This is a genomic window from Arthrobacter sp. P1_C12_2 (assembly GCF_056406415.1).
In genome coordinates, this window is sequence record NZ_JBFUAF010000005.1 from 67,775 (window position 1) to 89,103 (window position 21,329).

General features: G+C 67.1%; 19 protein-coding genes. 3 read left to right on the forward strand and 16 right to left on the reverse strand.

Annotated elements, in window-relative coordinates:
- Window positions 1-12: 12 nt before the first annotated feature.
- Window positions 13-372, reverse strand: coding sequence for a LysM peptidoglycan-binding domain-containing protein (locus AC1DZQ_RS07310; protein ID WP_476962887.1), 360 nt, complete (start codon window positions 370-372; stop codon window positions 13-15).
- A gap of 363 nt (window positions 373-735) precedes the next feature.
- Here AC1DZQ_RS07310 and lexA point away from each other — a divergent pair, with 363 nt between their 5' ends.
- Window positions 736-1,485, forward strand: a complete 750-nt coding sequence (gene lexA / locus AC1DZQ_RS07315; protein ID WP_028277234.1) for a transcriptional repressor LexA — start codon at window positions 736-738, stop codon at window positions 1,483-1,485.
- A gap of 76 nt (window positions 1,486-1,561) precedes the next feature.
- On the opposite strand, the gene AC1DZQ_RS07320 is transcribed toward lexA, so the two are convergent.
- Together AC1DZQ_RS07320 and hflX are read right to left on the reverse strand one after the other, a co-directional pair.
- Window positions 1,562-3,703 carry an ATP-dependent DNA helicase gene (locus AC1DZQ_RS07320; RefSeq protein ID WP_476962888.1) on the reverse strand — a complete coding sequence of 714 codons (2,142 nt, stop codon included), beginning with the start codon at window positions 3,701-3,703 and terminating at the stop codon, window positions 1,562-1,564.
- The gene (hflX, locus tag AC1DZQ_RS07325) at window positions 3,696-5,294 is read right to left on the reverse strand and encodes a GTPase HflX (protein WP_476962889.1); all 1,599 of its coding nucleotides are present in this window, start codon (window positions 5,292-5,294) and stop codon (window positions 3,696-3,698) included. Before hflX ends, AC1DZQ_RS07320 begins: the two co-directional genes overlap by 8 nt.
- A gap of 547 nt (window positions 5,295-5,841) precedes the next feature.
- Here hflX and AC1DZQ_RS07330 point away from each other — a divergent pair.
- Entirely contained in the window at window positions 5,842-6,456 is a 615-nt protein-coding gene (locus tag AC1DZQ_RS07330; protein ID WP_476962890.1) for a class I SAM-dependent methyltransferase, read from the forward strand.
- Here AC1DZQ_RS07330 and dapF read toward each other — a convergent pair.
- The 6 genes from dapF to AC1DZQ_RS07360 form a co-directional block, all read right to left on the reverse strand.
- A complete protein-coding gene (dapF, locus tag AC1DZQ_RS07335) occupies window positions 6,437-7,390 on the reverse strand; it encodes a diaminopimelate epimerase (protein ID WP_476962891.1) in 954 nt (317 codons plus the stop codon). The genes AC1DZQ_RS07330 and dapF overlap by 20 nt on opposite strands.
- Before the next feature lie 51 nt (window positions 7,391-7,441).
- Window positions 7,442-8,377: a tRNA (adenosine(37)-N6)-dimethylallyltransferase MiaA gene (gene miaA / locus AC1DZQ_RS07340; RefSeq protein ID WP_476963041.1), complete on the reverse strand. Its 936-nt coding sequence runs from the start codon at window positions 8,375-8,377 to the stop codon at window positions 7,442-7,444.
- 82 nt (window positions 8,378-8,459) lie between these two features.
- Entirely contained in the window at window positions 8,460-10,058 is a 1,599-nt protein-coding gene (gene miaB, locus AC1DZQ_RS07345; RefSeq protein ID WP_476962892.1) for a tRNA (N6-isopentenyl adenosine(37)-C2)-methylthiotransferase MiaB, read from the reverse strand.
- A 67-nt stretch (window positions 10,059-10,125) separates the two neighbouring features.
- The gene (locus AC1DZQ_RS07350) at window positions 10,126-10,761 is read right to left on the reverse strand and encodes a regulatory protein RecX (RefSeq protein ID WP_476962893.1); all 636 of its coding nucleotides are present in this window, start codon (window positions 10,759-10,761) and stop codon (window positions 10,126-10,128) included.
- Complete coding sequence (gene recA / locus AC1DZQ_RS07355) at window positions 10,748-11,800, reverse strand: recombinase RecA (RefSeq protein ID WP_091249847.1); 1,053 nt, start codon at window positions 11,798-11,800, stop codon at window positions 10,748-10,750. Before recA ends, AC1DZQ_RS07350 begins: the two co-directional genes overlap by 14 nt.
- 221 nt (window positions 11,801-12,021) lie before the next feature.
- Complete coding sequence (locus AC1DZQ_RS07360; RefSeq protein ID WP_476962894.1) at window positions 12,022-12,258, reverse strand: DUF3046 domain-containing protein; 237 nt, start codon at window positions 12,256-12,258, stop codon at window positions 12,022-12,024.
- A 41-nt stretch (window positions 12,259-12,299) separates the two neighbouring features.
- Here AC1DZQ_RS07360 and AC1DZQ_RS07365 point away from each other — a divergent pair, with 41 nt between their 5' ends.
- A complete protein-coding gene (locus tag AC1DZQ_RS07365; protein ID WP_476962895.1) occupies window positions 12,300-12,824 on the forward strand; it encodes a MarR family winged helix-turn-helix transcriptional regulator in 525 nt (174 codons plus the stop codon).
- A gap of 46 nt (window positions 12,825-12,870) precedes the next feature.
- Here the strand turns inward: AC1DZQ_RS07365 and AC1DZQ_RS07370 are convergent, their stop codons facing one another.
- The 7 genes from AC1DZQ_RS07370 to AC1DZQ_RS07400 form a co-directional block, all read right to left on the reverse strand.
- A complete protein-coding gene (locus tag AC1DZQ_RS07370) occupies window positions 12,871-13,323 on the reverse strand; it encodes a helix-turn-helix domain-containing protein (protein ID WP_026538316.1) in 453 nt (150 codons plus the stop codon).
- A gap of 138 nt (window positions 13,324-13,461) precedes the next feature.
- Entirely contained in the window at window positions 13,462-13,992 is a 531-nt protein-coding gene (locus tag AC1DZQ_RS07375) for a CinA family protein (RefSeq protein ID WP_476962896.1), read from the reverse strand.
- Window positions 13,989-14,627, reverse strand: coding sequence for a CDP-diacylglycerol--glycerol-3-phosphate 3-phosphatidyltransferase (gene pgsA, locus AC1DZQ_RS07380; RefSeq protein WP_476962897.1), 639 nt, complete (start codon window positions 14,625-14,627; stop codon window positions 13,989-13,991). Before pgsA ends, AC1DZQ_RS07375 begins: the two co-directional genes overlap by 4 nt.
- A 25-nt stretch (window positions 14,628-14,652) precedes the next feature.
- Window positions 14,653-17,601 (reverse strand): FtsK/SpoIIIE family DNA translocase, encoded by a 2,949-nt coding sequence (locus tag AC1DZQ_RS07385; RefSeq protein WP_476962898.1) that lies wholly within the window; start codon window positions 17,599-17,601, stop codon window positions 14,653-14,655.
- A 194-nt stretch (window positions 17,602-17,795) separates the two neighbouring features.
- Entirely contained in the window at window positions 17,796-19,487 is a 1,692-nt protein-coding gene (locus AC1DZQ_RS07390; protein ID WP_476962899.1) for a ribonuclease J, read from the reverse strand.
- Window positions 19,488-19,547: 60 nt separating this feature from the next.
- Window positions 19,548-20,456, reverse strand: coding sequence for a 4-hydroxy-tetrahydrodipicolinate synthase (gene dapA / locus AC1DZQ_RS07395; RefSeq protein WP_476962900.1), 909 nt, complete (start codon window positions 20,454-20,456; stop codon window positions 19,548-19,550).
- A gap of 104 nt (window positions 20,457-20,560) precedes the next feature.
- Window positions 20,561-21,325, reverse strand: a complete 765-nt coding sequence (locus tag AC1DZQ_RS07400) for a carbon-nitrogen hydrolase family protein (protein ID WP_476962901.1) — start codon at window positions 21,323-21,325, stop codon at window positions 20,561-20,563.
- Window positions 21,326-21,329 lie beyond the last annotated feature (4 nt).

Genomic DNA, 21,329 nt, shown 5'->3' on the forward strand with positions numbered 1-21,329 from the left:
ACTTGGCGGAGGCTACTTAGACGGGACGAACAGCTGCTGGCCCGGCATCACACCCGCGGCGTCCAGATTGTTCAGCTGCACGATATCGGCCACAACATCGCGGGGATCGCGCTCCGGAGCCACGGACCCTGCAATGGCCCAGAGGGACTCCCCCGGCTGCACCGTGACGGAAACGGTCGGCGTCAGTGAGAGCTGGTCCGCGGAATCCGCCGCTTTCGCGGGGGCGTTGAGGAATCCGCTGAAGGAGAAGACGAAAGCCGCCAGCAGGATCAGGGGGACACCAAAAAAGACGAAGCGCCCGCGCCGGGTGAGCCGCAGCGGAGGCTGCTTCGCCTGAACGATAGTGCCGTGAAACGCGCTTGAAACTGACATGAACTGAGCCCTCCTGGACCATACGGTGCCGCCCGGCGTACTCCACGTACTCGCCGCCAACCGGCCGAACCTTCGAACATAGAACCGAACATCACTTGCGACCCCTGAACCACGAAATCGAACACATATTCGAATCTTGCTTGTTCTGTTTTAGCACTTACTAACGAACGATGTCGAGACTCGCTAGAACAAATGTTTGAAAAAGGTCTGCGGCTGGCCTATTTTTGAGGGACAGGACAACCACTTTTGAACTCCCTGTGGGGATTCATTCGTAGTTGATCAGCAGGGTCTGACATTTCAGGCCGGAAGTTCCCGGTGACAGCAGCCACGGCAGCCGGGCGGAACGGAAAGGCGTTGGCGAACATGGCAGCACAAGCCACTGGCGGCAGGGCCACCCCACGGAGCCCGCAGCCCGCCCGGGCCCCCAAGAGCCTCACCGTCCGGCAAAAAAAGATCCTTGAGACCATCCAGCGGTCCGTCACGGACAAGGGCTACCCGCCGTCGATGCGCGAGATCGGCGACACCGTCGGTCTCGCCAGCCTGTCGAGCGTGACCCACCAGCTCTCCCAGCTTGAGAAGCTCGGCTACCTGCGGCGTGATCCGAAGCGGCCCCGGGCTATGGAAGTGCTCATGCCGCTGACCCTGGATGAAGGGACCACGCCTATCTCGGGTGTCGAGAAGTCCAGCGGTCTGCGGGCCGTCGGCGGCCTGTCAGTAACTGAGCTCGCCAGTGCCACTGACACGGCAATGGTGCCGTTCGTCGGACGCATCGCCGCCGGCGGGCCGATCCTCGCGGACCAGGTGGTGGAGGACGTCATGCCGCTGCCCCGCCAGCTCGTGGGCCATGGCGAACTCTTCATGCTCAAGGTCGCCGGCGACTCCATGATCGATGCCGCCATCTGCGACGGCGACTGGGTGGTTGTCCGCCGCCAGGGTGACGCCGTGAATGGCGACATCGTTGCCGCCCTACTGGACGACGAAGCCACGGTCAAGACATTCCGCCAGCGGGACGGCCACACCTGGCTGCTGCCGCAAAACACCCAGTACGAGCCCATCCTCGGCGACCACGCCGTCATCATGGGCAAGGTCGTCTCGGTACTGCGGTCCCTTTAGCCATCCCGGGCCACGCCATGACCTGGTGGCCACCCTGCGGCGGATTTCCGGCGCAGGGTGGCGGGCCAGCCTGGATCTAGTCTTTCGCGGCGTCTTTCGCCAGGCGCTTCAGGGCAGCCAAGGCTATCGATGAATCGGTGGTGGGCCAGAACGGCGGCAGCGCGGCGCGGAGGAACCCGCCATAGCGCTCCGTGGACAGCCGCGAATCCAGCACCGCCACCACGCCCTTGTCCGAGGTCGAGCGGATCAGCCGGCCGGCGCCCTGCGCGAGGCGGATGGCGGCGTGGGTGGCCGAGACGGCCATAAAGCCATTGCCGCCGGCCTGGGCCACGGCCCGCGAGCGTGCCGTCATCAGCGGATCGTCCGGCCGCGGGAAGGGAATCCGGTCGATGACCACCAGCCGGCAGGACACGCCAGGTACGTCGACGCCCTGCCAGAGGGACATTGTGCCGAACAAACACGTATCCGGCTCGTCGGCAAACTGCCGCACGAGCGCCGTCATGGTCGACTCCCCCTGGCACAGGATGCTGAGGCCCAGCCTGGGCCGCATGGCCTCGGCGGCTTCCTCGGCCGCGCGCCGCGAGGAAAACAGGCACAGGGCACCGCCGCCGGAAGCGCGGATCAGCTTCTCGAGTTCGTCCAGGGCCTCGGGGGACGTTCCGCGGCCGGGTTTGGGCAGGTGCCGGGCGACGTAGAGGATGCCCTGCCTCGGGTAGTCGAATGGGGACCCGACGTCGACGCCGGTCCAGCTCGGGGCGCCGGTGCCAACCAGGCCCAGGCCTCCGGCGGCAGGTTCGAAGGCAGCGCCGATGGCCAGCGTGGCCGAGGTCAGGATGACGGTGTGGTCCGCGAACAAACCCTCGCGCAAACGCCCCGCAACACTCAGCGGGGCAACATTGATCAGGGCCGGCGCGCTCTCGTCCGGCTGGGAGTAGCCCTGCGCCGGGTCGAAGCTGCTGTTGCGGGAGAACCACACTACTTCGCGGTTTTCGCGCGCGGCCAGGAGGCGTTCACAGAGTTCCAGGATGACCATCAGGCGTGAGCGGGCCAGCTGGCGTCCGCCGTCGGCCGACACGGAGCTGTCCCCCTTGGAATCGGACAGGGCGGCGCGGCACGCGTCGCGCAGCTGGTCGATGCAGTCCAGCTGCTCGCTGTTCAGGCCATTGGGCATCAACCCGCTGGGGACGCCGTCTATGGCCAGCTCCAGGTGGGCAGCGGCATTGTTCAGCGCATCCACGGTGATGCCCGTGTGCTTCCGGGCCCCGGACGCGGCGGCGTGCACCATCGCCACGGAGAGCTGGCCGGAGACCGCGCCCGTGACGCGGTCCTGAAGTTCGTGCGCCTCGTCCACCACCACGACGTCGTACTCCGGCAGCACCGCCAGCCCTTCGAAGGCGCTGACGGCGAGCATGGCATGGTTGGTGACCACGACGTCGGCATCGGCGGCGTTCTGCCGGGCGAGTTCGCTGAAGCATTCGGCCGCAAGCGGGCATTTCTGCGCGCCGAGGCACTCCATGGAGGTGACCGAGACCTGGCGCCAGGCCCGATCCGTGACGCCGGGCATGAGCTCGTCGCGGTCCCCCGTCGCGGTCTCCTCGGCCCATTCGCGCAGGCGGACCACTTCCTTGCCCAGCTGGGAGGACGGCCCGCCAAGTGCGGCGGCGAAATGCGGCACGCTCGTGTCCTCACCGAGGGAAAACAGCTGTCCCTCGGAGGGTTCTTCGGACGGGAAGCCGCCCTCGAGTTTGTGCCGGCAGACGTAGTTGGACCGGCCCTTCACCAGGGCGACCTTGACGGGGCGTTCCAGGGCGGGCGTGATGGTCTTGAGCAGCCTGGGCAGGTCCCGGCCCACAATCTGCGTCTGCAGCGCCAGGGTGGCGGTGGACACCAGGGTGGGTTTGTTGCTGGTGAGCGAATGGGCGATCAGCGGAATCAGGTAGGCCAGGGACTTGCCGGTGCCGGTGCCGGCCTGGACCAGCAGGTGGTCGCCGCTGTCGATCGCGCGCGCCACCTGCCGGGCCATTTCGTGCTGGCCATCGCGGCTCTGCCCGCCCATGCCGGACACGGCACGGTCGAGCAGCTTGACCACAAACTCCTCGCCGGCCGCGCCGGCAACCGAACCGGCGTCGGCGTCGGATCCGACATCCGCAGGTTCGACGTCGGCCGATCCAACATCCGCGGGATCGGCGTCGGCCCTGGTCACCGCAGCCTCAGTCATTGCTGATGAAGGGATCCAGTTCGGCGGCGAGTCCTTCACGCACCATCACCACGGCACGGGTCCCGGTTTCCTCGTGGTCGAGGCTGAGGATCTCGGCGTCGGTCTCGTGGAGCTTGCTGAGCAGGTCCCCACGGTTGTACGGGATCAGCAGTTCAAGCTTCACGCTGGGCCGCGGAATGCCGTCGCTGATGGCCTTGAGCAGTTCCGGAATGCCTTCGCCGGTGCGGGCCGAGACCACAACGTGGCGCGGCTCGCGCTGCTTGAGCCGCTCGACCACGAACGGGTCAGCGGCGTCGGCCTTGTTCAGGACAATGATTTCCGGAACCTTGCGCGCGTCGACTTCGCTGAAGACCGTCCGGACAGCGGCGATCTGGCCTTCCGGGTCCGGGTGCGAGACGTCCACGACATGCAGGATCAGGTCCGAGTCGGCCACCTCTTCCAGCGTGGAACGGAAGGCCTCCACGAGCTGGGTGGGCAGGGAACGGACAAAACCCACGGTGTCGGCCAGGGTGTATCCCAGCCCGTCAGCGGTTTCGGCCTTGCGGACAGTGGGGTCCAGGGTGGCGAACAGGGCGTTTTCCACCAACACCCCCGCGTCGGTCAGCCGGTTCAGCAGCGAGGACTTCCCGGCGTTGGTGTACCCGGCGATCGCTACAGAGGGCACCGCATTACGACGGCGGTTGGCCCGCTTCGTTTCCCGTGCCGGCTTCATGGCGGCGATTTCACGCCGCAGCTTGGCCATCCGGGTGCGGATCCGGCGGCGGTCCAGTTCGATCTTGGTCTCACCGGGACCACGCGAGCCCATGCCGGCGCCCGCGCCGCCCACCTGGCCGCCGGCCTGGCGGGACATCGACTCACCCCAGCCACGCAGGCGCGGGAGCAGGTATTCGAGCTGGGCGAGCTCCACCTGCGCCTTGCCTTCGCGGCTCTTTGCGTGCTGGGCGAAGATATCCAGGATCAGCGCCGTGCGGTCAATGACCTTGACCTTGACGATGTCCTCCAGGCCGCGCCGCTGGGACGGGGCCAATTCGGCGTCGACGACTACGGTGTCGGCGCCGGTGGACATCACGATGGCTTTCAGTTCCTGCGCCTTGCCGGAGCCGAGGAAGGTCCCGGGATCGGGTTTGGCGCGCCGCTGGACGAGCCCGTCGAGGACCTCGGAGCCGGCCGTCTCAGCGAGAGCCGCAAGTTCGCGCAGGGAGTTCTCGGCATCCGCGAGGGTTCCCTCGGTCCAGAGTCCGGCCAGGACAACGCGCTCGAGGCGCAACTGCCGGTATTCGACCTCGGTGACGTCTTCGAGTTCGGTGGACAAACCCGCCTTGCGGCGCAGCGCGTGGCGTTCCTCGAGATCCTGCTGGTCGCCGTCGAAGTTGGTGTACACCTCGTCCAGGCGGGAGATGGCCTGTGCCTTGCCGAGCACAGACGTCGGGCCGCTGGCACCGGCGCCTCCGTTGGCTCCGGAGCCGCCGCCGCGGCCTGCGCCTGGGGCGGGGGTGTCCTTGGAGAGGATCCGGTCGATTACAGCCTGAATCTCCTCAGGGCTCATGTCCTGGGCTGCTGAATCGGGTCCGGTGTTGGGGTGGCTGGTCATGGTCTCCTTTAAGGGTTCGGCTCTTTCAGAATAGTGCCGATTGTTGCTCTGTGGGGCGGTATTCGCGCTGGGCTGACGGCGAGAGGTCATGCAGGCCTCCTGGAATGCCCGCGGCAACGGTGCCGGGGCAGGGCTGGCTCCGTGCGGAGCGGTGGCTGGGTGAGGATGGGAGCGGCAAGAACTGCGCGCGCTGTGGGGAACCCTGGTTGTGGGAAACACAGTGGGGTAGTTGCCGTCCGCTGAGCCTGCCCCCGGAGAGGCCAAGCAGTGCTGCGCCCCTAAACCCGGTGCCTGGGAAACAGATTCCTTAGGAAACGGAGTGTCTGGGGAAGCGGCTGAAGTCCAAGTGGTTCGAGTGCCCGCGGGTGAGAAAACTCACCCTGGCGTTGGCGCACTCAGCGGAAGGCGTTTACCTGCGTCGCTACGGAGACGGGACGGAGCCCGTGCCGGCTACTTGGAGATCAAGATCATGTTTTGTAGCGTAGCAGACGCCGGCGCTCCCACCCGGTTTCCCATACGGGCGGGCCGCGAACTAATCTGGCCCATTATGGAGTCTGCACACTATTTCAGCGCCCAGCCGGCCGGGCCTTTCACCCGCAAGCCGCTCACCGTGGATCTTGCCGGTGAGCCGCGCCGGCTGCAGACGTCCTCGGGGATCTTCAGCCCGGACGGGATCGACAAGGGAACGGCCGTGCTGCTGGCCGACGTCCCGGCGCCGTCGCCGCAGGGCAACCTGCTGGACATCGGCTGCGGCTGGGGACCGATCGCGCTGACCATGGCCCTGCGGGCACCGCACGCACAGGTCTACGCGGTGGACGTGAACGAACGCTGCGTCACCCTGACCAACGAAAACGCCGGGTTGCTGGGACTGAGCAACGTCACCGCCAGCACGCCGGACGCGGTGGACCCCGAACTGCGCTTTGACACCATCTGGTCCAACCCGCCGATCCGGATCGGCAAGGATGAGCTTCATGCCCTCCTGCGCCTGTGGATTCCCAGGCTGGCGCCGGGCGGATCGGCCTGGCTCGTGGTCCAGAAAAACCTCGGCTCGGACTCGCTGCAGCGCTGGCTCTCGGCGGAGCTCGACTCCAGCTTCAGCGTGACCCGGGAGAGCACCTCGAAGTCGTTCCGGATCCTTCGAATCAGGAAAGCGTCCCGCTAGCGACGATCACGGCCGGGCCGCTGAGTTCGACGTGTTCGTGTCCCTCCGGGCCCACGAAGAATTTCACGCCGACGACGCCGCCGGGGACGTGGACGTTCCACGCGTCCGGTGCGCCCTGGCCGGCCCAGTGGCGAATGGCGACGGCGGCGGCGCAGGCGCCGGTGCCGCAGGACTGGGTCTCCCCCACGCCCCGTTCGTGGACCCGCATGGTGATAGTGCCGGTGCCCTCGTGGACCAGCGGTTCGGACGGCACAACGAACTCAACGTTGGTGCCGTGCGGCGGCGTCGGGTCCACCCGGGGGGCCGTGAACAGCTGCGTGGCCTCGAGTTCGGCCGTTTCGGCCAGGGCCACGACCGTGTGCGGGTTGCCCATGGTGACGGAGAGGGCGGGCCGTGCGACTTCAAGCCCCTCGGCGCTGACGAGCGAGTCCATGGCCCGTGCGGTCGCCTCGCCCGGGAAAATGAACTCCCAGGGGCCCATGTCGACGGCGTAGCCAGCAGCTGTCCGGACGATCGTCTTGGCACCGCCCCGGGTTCCAATGACGAGGGACTCGCCGGCCGGCAGGTCCACGAGGCCTTCGGCGATGAGGAAGTGCACAAAGACGCGGACGCCGTTGCCGCACATCTCAGAGAGCGAACCGTCGCCGTTGCGGTAGTCCATGAACCACTCGGCGTCGGGGTGTGCGGTCAGCAATTCCTGCCCCTCGGGCAGGAGCCGGGAAGGTACGGCCCGGATCAGGCCGTCGCCGCCGATGCCGCGGTGCCGGTCGCAGAGCGCCGCGACCTGCTCGGGGCTGAGCTCGAGCGCGCCGTTGGGGTCTGCGATCAGGACAAAGTCGTTGCCCGTTCCGTGGCCTTTGGAAAACTTCAGACCGCTCAGGGGTGCGGTATCGCCGGCAGTACGGTCAGCGGCTACAGCTTGGGTTTCGTCCATGCTCCAAGGTTACCGTTCCGCCCTAACCGCCCCGGCACCGTGACCCGAACGCTACGCCAGCGGCAGAACGGACGTCGCCCGGCAAAGGCCGGCGGCCTCGGCCACCAGGTCAGGATCGTGCCAGCCCAGCCACGTGACCCGGGGATCGGCCCGGAACCAGGTCAACTGGCGGCGCGCGAACTGCCGGGTGGCGATGATGGTTTCGTCCGCGGCCTGCTCCAGGCTGGAAGCACCGTCAAGCACCCGGAGGAACTGGGCGTAGCCGAGGGCCCGTGGAGCGGTCCGGCCGTTGCGGAGCCCCGCGGCGTCCAGTCGACGGACTTCGTCCAGAAGCCCCTGGTCGACCATCGCGTGGACTCGGTGGGCCAGGCGCTGCCGGAGCAGTTCCCGGTCCACCTCGAGGCCGATCTGGACGGCCGGCTGGAAGTATTCGCGGGCCGGCATGAAGGAGCTGAAGGGACGCCCGGTGAGCTCGAAGACTTCCAGGGCCCGGATGATCCTGCGCTCATCGCCGAGCCGGCCCGCGGACACGGGGTCCACTGCTTCCAGCCGTTCCCGCAGGGGCCCGGGCCCCGCCGCGGCCAGTTCCGCCTCGAGCCGGCCGCGGATGTCCGGATCCGTGCCGGGGAACTCCAGGACATCGAGTGCGGCGCGGACGTAGAGTCCCGAGCCGCCGGCCAGGATGGCCCGCTTCCCGCGGCCGTGGATATCGGCGATCAACGCGCGGGCCTGCTGCTGGAAGTCCGAGACGCTCGCTTCCTCGGTCACGTCCAGAATGTCCAGGAGATGATGCGGCACGCCGCGGCGCTCGGCCTCGGTGATCTTGGCGGTGCCGATATCCATGCCGCGGTAGAACTGCATCGAGTCGGCGTTGATGACTTCCCCGTCGAGCTCGAGGGCGAGCGAGACGGCCAGGTCTGATTTGCCGGACCCCGTGGGCCCGACGACGGCGATCACCGGCGGCGGAGCTGGCTGTGCCCCCTGCAGCGCTGTGGCCCGGGCTGCTGCGGCTTGGGCTGTGGCGTGAACTGTTGCGTCCGGGGCGGTGCCCTGGGGGCCTGCCACGGCGCTAACGGCCGCGGACCGGGAGGCTGGGCATGCCCAGCGACACGCCGGACCTGCCCGACGCGCTGGCCGGGGCCGGGGCGCCGCAGGAATCAGCCTGGGAACGGTCCCAGGCGTCACCGGCACGGGACCGGCGCAGGCTGTAGTCCTCGGCCGATGCAGGGTCGGAGACGAGGTGGAACGCCGCCGCCTCCGTGATGGTGACGGTCACCAGATCGCCGGGCCGGGGCACTTCGGCGCCGGCGGGCACGGAGAAGTGCACCAGCCGCTGGTCCTGGGACCGGCCGGAGAGGCGGTGGGTTTCCTCAGCCTTGCGGCCCGAGTGGGCGGTCACCATGACCTCGACGCGGCGGCCAAGCTGCCGGGCGTTTTCCTCTGCGGCAATCCGGTCCTGCAGGGCCGTGAGGCGCTCAAAGCGTTCCTGGACCACGGCCTTGGGCAGCTGGTCCGGCAGGTCCGCGGCGGGCGTGCCCGGCCGCTTGGAGTACTGGAAGGTGAAGGCGGTGGCGAACCGGGACTTCTCCACGACGTCGAGGGTGGCCTGGAAGTCCTCCTCGGTCTCGCCGGGGAAACCGACGATGATGTCCGTGGAGATGGCGGCGTGCGGGATCTTCTCGCGGACCTTGTCCAGGATGCCGAGGAACTTGGTGGAGCGGTAGGACCGCTTCATGTCCTTGAGGACCTTGTCCGAGCCGGACTGCAGGGGCATGTGCAGCTGCGGCATGACGTTGGGGGTCTCGGCCATGGCGTCGATGACGTCGTCCGTGAAGGCCGCCGGGTGCGGGCTGGTGAACCGGACCCGCTCCAGGCCCGGGATGTCGCCGCACGCGCGCAGGAGCTTGGAGAACGCCTGCCGGTCGCCGAATTCGACGCCGTAGGAGTTCACGTTCTGGCCCAGCAGAGTTACCTCGATGGCGCCGTCGTCCACGAGCGCCTGGATTTCGGCCAGGATCTCACCGGGGCGGCGGTCCTTCTCCTTGCCCCGCAGTGCCGGGACGATGCAGAACGTGCAGGTGTTGTTGCAGCCCACGGAGATCGATACCCAGCCTGAGTAGACGGAGTCCCGTTTGGTGGGCAGGGTGGAGGGAAAGACATCCAGCGATTCGAGGATCTCCAGCTGGGCCTCATTGTTGTGGCGGGCCCGGTCCAGCAGCGCCGGCAGGGCGCCGACGTTGTGGGTGCCGAACACGGCGTCCACCCACGGGGCTTTCTTAAGGATGGTCTCGCGGTCCTTTTGCGCGAGACACCCGCCGACGGCGATCTGCATGCCCGGGTTGGCTGCCTTGACCGGGGCGAGGATGCCGAGGTTGCCGTACAGCTTGTTATCGGCATTCTCGCGGACCGCGCAGGTGTTGAAGACCACGACGTCGGCCAATTCCCCGGCGGAAGGAACGTAGCCCGCGGCTTCCAGCATGCCGGCCATCCGCTCCGAATCGTGGACGTTCATCTGGCAGCCGAAGGTGCGCACCTGGTAGGTGCGGGGCTGGGCCGAGGCGGAACTTTCCGGTGCGGCAGCGGGGTCTGCGCTGGCTGCTGGCTGCACCGCCGGAGGCGCTGTGGGAGAAGTCGTGCCGGCCGCTGGGGAGGGAATGGTAAAACTCACCTGTTAAGGGTAACGGGTAAGGGTAGCGGGCAGTGGCTGGGCCCGCGCAGACCCCGGACCGGCTGCCCTAATCCCCGTCTCCTGCACGGCCGGCGACGGCATCGAGCACCTCACCCACCACCCGGAAGGCGAGCGAGGGCTGGTAGCCCTTGCGGGCCAGCATTGACGCGAGGCGGCGCGTAACCTTGTCGCGTTCCGCACGGTCCTCGCCGCCGGTGAATCCCCGCAGCTTGCGCTCCACGAGCTCCCGGGCGGCCGCTTCCTCGTCGGCGTCGCTGAGCTGATCCAGCGCGCCGGCAGCAATCTCCGGGTCGATGCCCTTGTCCGCAAGTTCGCGCCGCAAGGCCCCCTTGGCGAGTTTGCGCGTCTGGGACCTGCTGCGGACCCACATGTCGGCGAACTCGGCGTCGTCAACCAGCCGCACTTCCTCGAAGCGGTCCAGCACGGCCTCGGCGACGTCTTCGGGAACGTTGCGCTCGGCCAGCTTGCGCGAGAGCTGCAGACGGCTCTTGGGCAAACTCGTCAGCTGCCGCAGCACGATGGCACGCGCTACCGCCGCGGGATCCGCGTCCCGGTCCTGCTCGGCCGGCGAACCCGCGCCATGGGCTCCGTCCGCGGGCTGGTCGGGGCCGACAAAGCCGGGGGCAGGATTCCGGGATGGGAATCCTGCCCCTTTGCGCCGTCGGCTGTTAGAAGCCGTCAACGGCCTTCAGCTTCGGTGATTCCTCGGTCTCGGCCGGGGCCTTCACGCCGACGCCGAGCTTTTCCTTGATCAGGCGCTCGAGTTCGGCCGCCAGCTCCGGGTTGTCGCGCAGGAAGCGGCGGGAGTTCTCCATGCCCTGGCCCAGCTGGTCGCCATCGTAGGTGAACCAGGAGCCCGACTTCTTGATCAGGCCGTGCTCGACACCCATGTCGATGATGCCGCCCTCACGGGAAATGCCCTGGCCGTAGATGATGTCGAACTCGGCGATCTTGAAGGGCGGGGCCATCTTGTTCTTGACGATTTTGGCCTTGGTGCGGTTGCCGACGGAATCAGCGCCCTCTTTCAGGGTCTGGATCCGGCGGACGTCGATGCGGATGGAGGCGTAGAACTTCAGCGCCTTACCACCGGTGGTGGTTTCCGGGGAGCCGAAGAAGACACCGATCTTTTCACGCAGCTGGTTGATGAAGATGGCAGTGGTCTTCGTCTGGCTCAGGCGGCCGGTGATCTTACGGAGGGCCTGGCTCATCAGGCGGGCCTGCAGGCCCACGTGGCTGTCGCCCATGTCGCCTTCGATTTCCGCGCGGGGAACGAGGGCGGCCACCGAGTCGATGACGATGACGTCAAGGGAGCCGGAACCGATGAGCATGTCCATGATTTCCAGTGCCTGCTCGCCGGTGTCCGGCTGGGAGACCAGGAGCGCGTCGGTGTCGACGCCCAGCTTCGCGGCGTATTCCGGGTCGAGGGCGTGCTCGGCGTCGATGAAGGCGGCAATGCCGCCCAGGCGCTGGGCGTTGGCAACCGCGTGCAGCGCGACCGTGGTCTTACCGGATGATTCCGGACCATAGATTTCCACGACGCGGCCGCGGGGCAGGCCGCCAATTCCCAGGGCGACGTCCAGTGCGATCGAGCCGGTCGGAATGACTTCGATGGGCGCACGGACTTCATCGCCGAGGCGCATGACCGAGCCTTTGCCGAACTGCTTGTCAATCTGGGCAAGCGCTGCGTCGAGCGCCTTCTGGCGATCCGGGGCTGCGGCCATGATTCACACCTCTAATACTTTCTCGCTGTGGAGTGGCCGTGGAGGCCTTTGTCTGTCATCACTGACGCTACTGGCACCCTCCGACAAAGTTGTCGAGGGAACCACTTATGTGGAAAACGGTCTGAAAAAAGCATAGCCCTATCCGAACAGATATTCGAACAATCGGGCGGCGTGTCAGGCGTCCGCGGGGCTCCGCAGGCGTCCGCGCGGCATCGCAGGCCTCAGCGGGGCCCGGTGGTGTCGCGGGGTTTGACGTCCCGGCCCAGGCGGCGCTCCGGCGGGACGTCCTGGACGTCGCACAGGGCTAGCCACACCTGGCGGGGAGGAACGCCGGCACTGAGGGCCTGGTCCGCTGTGCGGCCCCCGACCCCTGCCAGGACCAGCGAACTGCTCAGGACGTGGGAGTATCCCGCGCCGAACTCGTCGTCCATAAGCCGCCAAAAGTCACTGATTCGCACCAGTAAAGTCTCTCACGGCCCGGGACTCTAGAATGGTTGCCATGAGCAACCCAACTGAGTCCGCGGCAGATTCGTCTCCCGGAAACGCCGGCGCGGACGCCGCCCTGGACGCTGTCGAGAACCAGCTGAGCCTGCTCTGGCGCCGGGGCCGGTCGATTTCCCATCAGCTCTCGCGCCAGGTCCACCCGGACATGGAACCCGCCGCCTACGGGCTGCTCAGCGTGATCCGCAAACAGGGCCCCATCAGGCTGACCGACCTCGCATCCTGCATCGGCGTCGGCAAGCCTTCGGTGAGCCGGCAGATCGCCTTCCTCGAGGGCCTGGGGCTGGTGTCGAAGGAGGCCGACCCCTTGGACGGCCGGGCGCAGGCCATCCGCCTGACGCCCGAAGGCGAGGAAAGGATGCACCAGGTCCAGGACGCCCGGCGTGAGGTATTTCGGGAACGCCTGTCCGAGTGGCCGGCCGAGGACCTGCAGGCTCTTGCCATGTACATGGCGAAACTCAATGCCACCTACGAACGCGATGGGTTCCCCCGGGACGAGCACGTCAAAGGACCCCCGGCCTGAGCCGGAGGTCCTTTTGTTGAGTCTTAGGTCTTATGTGAGTTGACGGCTAGCGTGCTCCGGAAAGGAGGCCCTTAGCCAGCTCGTCGGTGAGGTCGGAGTTGAGCTCTCGGTCCAGGTCGCGGCCGTAGCGCTGCGCGAACTCCTGCGGAACGGTGTCCGGAACCGCGACGCCCTCGGCGACGGCGACGCGGTCGCTGACTTCGCGGAGCATGCTCGAAAGCGGAACATCGAGGGCCGAGCAGATCGAGGAGAGCAACTCCGAGGAGGCTTCCTTCTGGCCGCGTTCCACTTCGCTCAGGTAGCCCAGTGAAACACGGGCACTGTGCGAGACTTCGCGGAGCGTACGGCCCTGGCGCTGGCGGACATCGCGCAGGACATCACCAATTTCGTGACGTAGTACAACCATCTTGCGCTCCTTCTGTTCGCTCTTGGCCTGATCGGCGAGGCCCACATCCTTCCAGCGGACAACGCCGTTTACGGATACGGGCTGCTTTACCATCTGTATCGCCTTGCTCCTCGTACTGTCGAGTCCGCCGGTGGGGCGGACTCTGCTGATGATTTCATCCTAGGCGCCTCCCTTATTTGGAAGCGACACAATGTAACAACTATTCGGAATCAACTTTTGTTCCCGGCAACTTTACGCCCGGTAGCCTTCGGAAGATAGGGCCTCCAGCAGACGCTCCAGGGCGGCGCCGCACGCCAGTGCGCGGATCTCGGCGCGGCTGCCTTCAAAGGAATAGGGGTACGACGTCGATCCTCCCGCCGTGGCGATGCCGATAAAGACCGTGCCCACCGCTTTACCGTCGTGCGGTTCGGGCCCGGCAACGCCGGTGGTGGACACGCCGACGTCGGCGCCGCAGATGCGGCGCGCACCGTCGGCCATGGCTGCGGCGACTTGGCCGTCCACCGAGCCGACGGCGTCGAGCAGTTGGCCGGGGACACCCAGGACGTCGGACTTGACCTTGTTGGCGTAGGACACCACGCCACCCTGCAGCATCCCGGAGGCGCCGGGCGTGTCGGCCAGCACGGCGGTGACCATCCCGGCGGTGAGGGATTCGGCGGTCGCGGCGGTCAGCCCGCGGCCAAGGGCGCCGGTGACGGCCTGCTCCGCCAGGCGGTGCAGGTTGGGGTGCAGCTTGGGATGGGGATTGGAGTCCGGATGGTTCATGGCTTGTTCTCCCTTTCCCGTTCTTTCTCGGCCCTGACGCCGGCGGCCCGCAGCTTGAAGGCCTCAATGACGTATTCGCCGCCGGTCCACAGGGTGATGGCCAGCGCAGCCATCATCACGACGAACGCCACAACGCCCAGCCACGGGGCCATGGACGCCAGCGGAAGGACGTAGAGGAAGATGGCCACTGTCTGCACCACCGTCTTGAGCTTGCCGCCGCGCGAGGCCGGGATGACGCCGTAGCGGATAACGTAGAACCGCAGCGCGGTGATGCCCCACTCCCGGACCAGGATCAGGATGGTGACCCACCACGGCAGTTCCTGGAGCAGCGAGAGCATGACCAGCGCGGAGCCGATCAGGAGCTTGTCGGCGATCGGGTCCGCAATCTTGCCAAAGTCGGTGACGAGGCCGCGGGACCGGGCGATGTCGCCGTCGAGCTTGTCCGTGTAGATGGCCACCGCGAAGACGAAGGCGGCCGCCCAGCGCCAGGGGCCGTTCTGGGCCTGCAGCCCCGGGGCGTCGAGGATGAGGAACCAGACGAAGAACGGCACCAGCACTATCCGCAACATCGTGAGGACATTCGGCAGGTTCCAGATCCGCGAGGCGGATCCGGGGTTGTCTTCGGCGCTATTCACCTTCCTAGGCTACCGTCTTCGCACGCTACCGTCCGGTGAGCGACCAGGCGTCCTCTGAGCCGTCCTCGTCGCCGGAGCCGCCGTCGGCGCCGTCGTGGTAGTCGATCGCCTGGGTGCGGTTCTCCAGGTCGGCCGCCACGAGGTCCTCGGCGTAACCGCCTTGGGCGATGTTCGAGTTGGCGTTATCGCTCAGGGCCGCGGTCTGTGAGTCAGCGGCCACCGGACCGTCCTGGCCCTTCATCGCGGCCAGCACGGCGGCGAGGTCGTCCGGCTTGACCAGCACGTCGCGCGCCTTGGAACCTTCGGAGGGTCCCACCACTCCCCTGGACTCGAGCAGGTCCATGAGGCGGCCGGCCTTCGCGAAGCCGACCCGGAGCTTGCGCTGCAGCATCGATGTGGAACCGAACTGGGTGGTGACGACGAGCTCGGTGGCCTGGAGCAGGACCTCGAGGTCGTCCCCGATGTCGTCGTCGATCTGCTTCTTCTGGGCCTCGGGCGCGACGTCGTCACGGTAGACGGCCTTGAGCTGGCCCTTGACGTGCTCAACCACCTTGTGGATCTCGGACTCGGTGACCCAGGCACCCTGGACACGCATGGCCTTGGAGGCGCCCATCGGCAGGAACAGGGCGTCGCCCTGGCCGATGAGTTTTTCGGCGCCCGGCTGGTCCAGGACCACCCGGGAGTCGGTGACGGATGAGGTGGCGAAGGCCATGCGGGAGGGCACGTTTGCCTTGATCAGGCCGGTCACGACGTCCACCGACGGGCGCTGGGTGGCCAGGACCAGGTGGATGCCGGCCGCACGGGCCAGCTGCGTGATGCGGACAATCGAGTCTTCGACGTCGCGCGGGGCCACCATCATGAGGTCGGCGAGTTCGTCCACGATCACCAGCAGGTACGGGTACGGCTTGATGACGCGCTTGGAATCGACCGGCGGGTGGACCTTGCCGGCCCGGACGGCCTTGTTGAAGTCGTCGATGTGCTTGAAGCCGTAGTTGGCGAGGTCGTCGTAGCGGGCGTCCATTTCCCGGACCACCCACTGCAGGGCCTCGGCCGCCTTTTTCGGGTTGGTGATGATCGGGGTGATGAGGTGCGGGACCCCCTCGTAGGCCGTGAGTTCCACGCGCTTGGGGTCCACCATGACCATGCGGACCTCGTCCGGGGTGGCCCGCATCAGGATCGAGGTGATCATCGAGTTCACGAACGAGGATTTGCCGGCGCCGGTGGCACCGGCCACGAGCAAGTGCGGCATCTTGGCCAGGTTGGCCACGACGTACCCACCTTCGACGTCCTTGCCGACCCCCATGACCATGGGGTGGTCGGTGCGGCGGGCGTTCTGGCTGCGGAGCACGTCGCCCAGGGACACGGTTTCGCGGTCCGTGTTGGGGATTTCGATGCCGATGGCGGACTTGCCCGGGATAGGGCTCAGGATGCGCACATCCGAGCTGGCGACCGCATAGGAGATGTTCTTGGACAGGGCGGTGACCCGCTCCACCTTGGTGCCCGGGGACAGCTCGATTTCGTAACGGGTCACGGTGGGTCCGCGGCTGAAGCCGGTGACCTGCGCCTCCACGTTGAACTGGTTGAGGGTCTCGGTGAGCGAGGCGACAATCGCGTCGTTGGCCTCGGTGCGTTCCTTAGGGATGGAACCGGGCGTCAGCACGTCCGAGGCCGGCAGGGTGTAGGTGACGTCGCCGGCCAGTGAGAGCTGTTCGGTGCGCTGCGGAATCGGGGTGGGCAGCGGTGCCGGCGCGACCGGGTTGGAGGGGACCTTGGCGGCCGCCACGACGGCGGCATTGAGCGATCCCGCGGCCACCATCCCTGGGGTGACCAACGGGATGGCCTCGGTGGCGTTCTCGTCAACGGACCCCGCGGCACCGGAGGATCCGGCCGTGCCGAGGCCCTGGGCGGCCTTGATCTTTTCGACGGCGATCTCGGCCTGGGTGGGACGGCGGACGCCGGGCGCGACATCGGGCGCGACGCCAGAGCGCGCCTTGCCCTTCGCACCCTTGGCGGGCGGTGCCTCGTCCTCGTCGTCGATCACGGCGCGCTCGAAGGCTTCGTCGCCGACGTAGCCTTCCAGGCCGGACTCGTCGTCGTGGTCCTTGCCGAAGAGGCGCTTGCGCTTCTTCTTGGGCGGGGCCGCGGCGTCGTTCTCGTACAGGTAGCTGCGGTCGTGGCGGTCGCCGGCGTCGTCGTCCTGGAGGTCGATGCCCATCAGGTGCTCGTACGCGTCCCGCAGGCGGCCGGGGATGGCACCGAAGGGGGTCGCGGTGACGATCAGCAGAGAGGTGAACGCCAGCAGGCCGTACACCACAAGGGGGACGGCGGTGTGCACGGCAGCCAGCGGGGCGGCAGCGAGGTAGCCGAGCATGCCGCCGGCCCTGCGCAGGCCGTCGAAGCCGTCGGCGACGGTCGGCTGGCCGCCGATGACGTGGGCCAGCCCGGAACCGGCGAACGTCATGATGAGGAAGCCGATGCCGATCCGGTTGTTACCGCGGCCGTCGTCGGGCTGGCGGAACAGGCGGAAGGCGCACACGAACAGCATGAGCGGCAGCAGCAGGGCCATCCAGCCGAAGGTGCCGTTGACGATCGCAAAGATGAGGTCGGGGAGCCAGCCCTGGAATCCCCACCATGCAAAGGTGGCGACGAAGACTCCCAGGGCCAGGTTGAACAGGGCGGCGCCGTCGCGGCGGTCCTCGGGGGGGAGGTCGCTGACGTCGTGGCCGACCCGCCGGATGCCGGCGCCGATCACGTGGGCGATGCCCAGCCATGCACCGGCCAGCACCCTCACGACCCAGGGCTGGTGGGGCTCAACGACAGCCAACTGCCGGGTCCGCGCGGTTCCGGTGGTTCCGCCCGTGGTTCCCCGCGGCCGGGCGGATTTGGATGCGGCGGAACTGGACCCCCGGCCGGGAGAACTGCCTGATTTGCCGCTTGAGTTTCCTCTAGGCGCGGAAGAAGTACGAGTCGCCATACCCGCCACGGTACCGGATGCCGGGGCGAAAACCCCGAATTTCCGGGCGTCCGGGATCATGTTGCCGCCAGCCCCAACGGCGAACGGCCTCCCCGCCCCCGCGGCGCTCAGGCTGCGGGTTGGCCGGGAAGGCCGTTGAGCAGGCATGTGCCTGCTACGGGTGAGGGACCTACGCCCGGTGAACCAACTGAGGCTTACGCCTCAAGGACCACCGGGATGATCATGGGCTTGCGGCGCAGCTTGCGGTTGACCCACGTGCCGACGACCCGGCGGACGACCTGCTGCAGCTGGTGCGTCGTGTGGTCCGTGCGGTTCAGCACGGCTTCCTCGAGGGCCTCGTTGATCTTGGGGATGATCTCGTCGAACACGGAATCGTCCTCGGCCACGCCGCGGGCGTGGATCTCCGGCCCGGACACCACCTTGCCGGTGGCACGGTGGATGACCGTGATGATGGAGATGAAGCCCTCGTCGCCGAGAGTCTGGCGGTCCTTGAGGTCGGCTTCCGTGACTTCACCGACGCTGGAGCCGTCGACGTAGACGAATCCAACCTCGACCTGGCCCACGATGTCGGCCTGGTGGTCGCGCAGGTCGATCACGGTGCCGTTGTCCGCGAGCAGGATGCTTTCCTCCGGAACTCCGGATTCAAGGGCGATCTTGCCGTTGGCGATGAGGTGGCGGGTTTCGCCGTGCACCGGCATGGCGTTGAGCGGCTCAAGGATGTTGTAGCAGTACAGCAGCTCGCCGGCGGCAGCGTGGCCGGAGACGTGCACCTTGGCGTTGCCCTTGTGGATGACGTCGGCGCCGAGCTTCAGCAGCCCGTTGATGATGCGGAAGACGGCGTTTTCGTTGCCCGGGATCAGGCTCGACGCGAGGATGACGGTGTCGCCCTCGCCGACGACGACGCGGTGGTCGCCGTTGGCCATGCGGGACAGGGCCGCCATGGGCTCACCCTGGGAGCCGGTGGACATCAGCACCACCCGGTTGTCCGGCAGGTTGTCGATGTTCTTGATGTCGACCAGGATCCCGGCCGGCACCTCCAGGTAGCCAAGTTTCGCGGCGATGGCCATGTTCCGGACCATGGAGCGTCCCACAAAGGCAACCTTGCGGTTGTGGTTGGCTGCGGCATCGAGAACCTGCTGGACGCGGTGCACGTGGGAGGAGAAGGAGGCGACGATGATGCGCTTGGACGCCTGGCCGAACAGCCGGTCCAGGGTGGGCCCGATTTCCTTCTCGGCGGTGGTGAAGCCCGGGACGTCGGCATTGGTCGAATCCGACATGAACAGGTCCACGCCCTCTTCGCCCAGCTTGGCGAAGTGACGGAGGTCGGTGATGCGGCCATCCAGCGGCAGCTGGTCCATCTTGAAGTCACCGGTGTGCAGGACCGTGCCGCCCGAGGTGCGGAGGAACACGGCCAGGGCGTCCGGGATGGAGTGGTTGACGGCGACGAACTCGCATTCGAACGGACCGAACTTCTCGACCTGGCCCTCGACGACGATCTTCGTGTTCGGCTTGATCCGGTGTTCCTGCAGCTTGGCCTCGATCAGGGCCAGCGTGAGCTGTGAACCGACGATGGGAATGTCGGCGCGCAGGCGCAGGAGGTAGGGGACGGCGCCGATGTGGTCTTCGTGACCGTGGGTCAGGACCACCGCGACGATGTCCTGGAGACGGTTCTCGATGTAGGAGAAGTCCGGCAGGATGAGGTCGACGCCGGGCTGGGTCTCTTCGGGGAAGAGCACGCCGCAGTCAACGATGAGGAGCTTGCCGTCGATCTCGAAAACGGTCATGTTGCGACCGATTTCCCCGAGTCCGCCGAGCGGCACGATCCGCAGGGTGTTCTTCGGGAGGCGTGGCGGCGTGACAAGGCCGGGAAGGGCGGTTTGGGTCATAGTGCACTACTTTCCAGGCTGAAGCCGGGCTGGTTCTTATCGATCAGGATTGGCTCCCGATCAGGAAAAGACCATCCCCGCTTCCGCCAAATCCTCGCGGATGGTTGCGATCTCGGCCTCGCCCGGCTCCACGAGGGGCAAACGGACAACCGAGTTGGGCAGGACTCCCTGCCACTTAAGAACCTGCTTGGCAGCGACAGCACCCTGAATGTGGGTCATCACTGCGCGGACCACGGGGTCCAGTTCGAAATGTAGGGTGCGGGCGGTAGCAAAATCGCCTGCAAGTGCGGCATCGATCAGCGCACGGAATTGCCGCGTCGCGACGTGCGCGGAGACGCTGACCAGCCCGACGGCGCCGGCGGCCATCCACGGCAGCGTGAGGCCGTCGTCGCCGGAGTAGACATCGAGATCGGTGTTCGCCAGGACGCGCGTGATGGCGGCGAAATCTGCCTTCGCATCCTTGAGGGCGATGATGTTGGGGTGGTCGGCGAGCCGGATCATGGTCTCGGGCAGGATGGGCACGCCGGCGCGGCCGGGGATGTCGTACACCATGACGGGGAGGTCGGCGGCGTCGGCCACGGCCTCGACGTGTGCCTGAATGCCCGCCTGGCTTGGCTTGTTGTAATACGGCGTGACGATCAGCTGGCCGTGTGCTCCGGCTTTGGCTGCGCGCTTGGCCATCTCGATCGAGTGCGAGGTGTGGTTGGTCCCCGTTCCGGCGATGACCTTGGCACGGTCGCCAACGGCCTCGACGATGACGCGGAAGAGCTTCTCTTTTTCGTCGTCTTCGAGCGTGGAGGTCTCCCCCGTGGTGCCGGAGATGACGAGGGCGTCATTGCCGTCGTCGACGAGCTTGCTCGCCAGTTCCGCCGACTGCTGGTAGTCGACCTCACCGTCCGGTGTGAAAGGCGTGACCATGGCAGTCACGAGGGTCCCGAACGTGTAAGAGCGAATTTCAGAGTCAGCCATATGAAAAACGTTACCTTGTCTGCGGCATGTTAGGACAATGGCGACGGTGTGACGAACGTCAAAGTCGCCGGGCCACGCGTCACGTTTCCGCCGTCCGGCCGCACTCAGGGCCGCCGAAACCGCGCCAGCACGCTGTATTGGAGACTCGCGGTCAGCACCTCGGTGCCGGTGCCGGCCGCCTGCCGGAACGGAAGCCCGTCAGGGCCCCAGAAGCCGCTCAGGCCACAGGAGGCTCCGAGCGGCGTGGCTCCTGCCAGGTTCGCCAGGACGGAGAACATCCGGTTGTCCATGGCGCGGGCGCCAAGATGCAGTGCCAGCCGGTGGTCTTCGCCGGCAGTGTAGAGAGCCGAGACGGCATAGATGTCCGCACCGGCTTCCGCTGCCCATTCCGCGTGGCCGGGGCGGGCGGCGTCGAAGCAGATCGCCAGGGCGACCTTCCAGCCGTCGATTTCAAGGACGGCGGGGTGGCTGCCGGCCACGAAGAGATCTTGCTCCGGACCGTGCAGGTGCGTCTTGAAGCTGGTCTCGATGGCGCCCGTGGGGTGGACTGCGAGGGAGGCCAGCCGCGGTGTGCCGTCCTCGTCCTTGAACGCGGCCCCGACCACGGCGGTGATGCCGGTGCGCCGGCAGATTTCCCGGATGCCGTCCAGTCGCACGTCAGCTGCGCTCAGCCACTCCCCCGGACCCTCCAGCAGGTCCAGCCGGTACCCCGTCAGTGAGAGTTCGGGAAAGATCACCAGCCGGGCTCCGTGCGACTCGGCATCTTCGATCAGCCGGATGTGCTCGGGCACGTTGGCGGCAACGCCGCCATCCAGGGCCTGGTATTGGACGGCGGACAGCGTCAGGGCGGTGATTGAGCCAGTGGTCACCCTG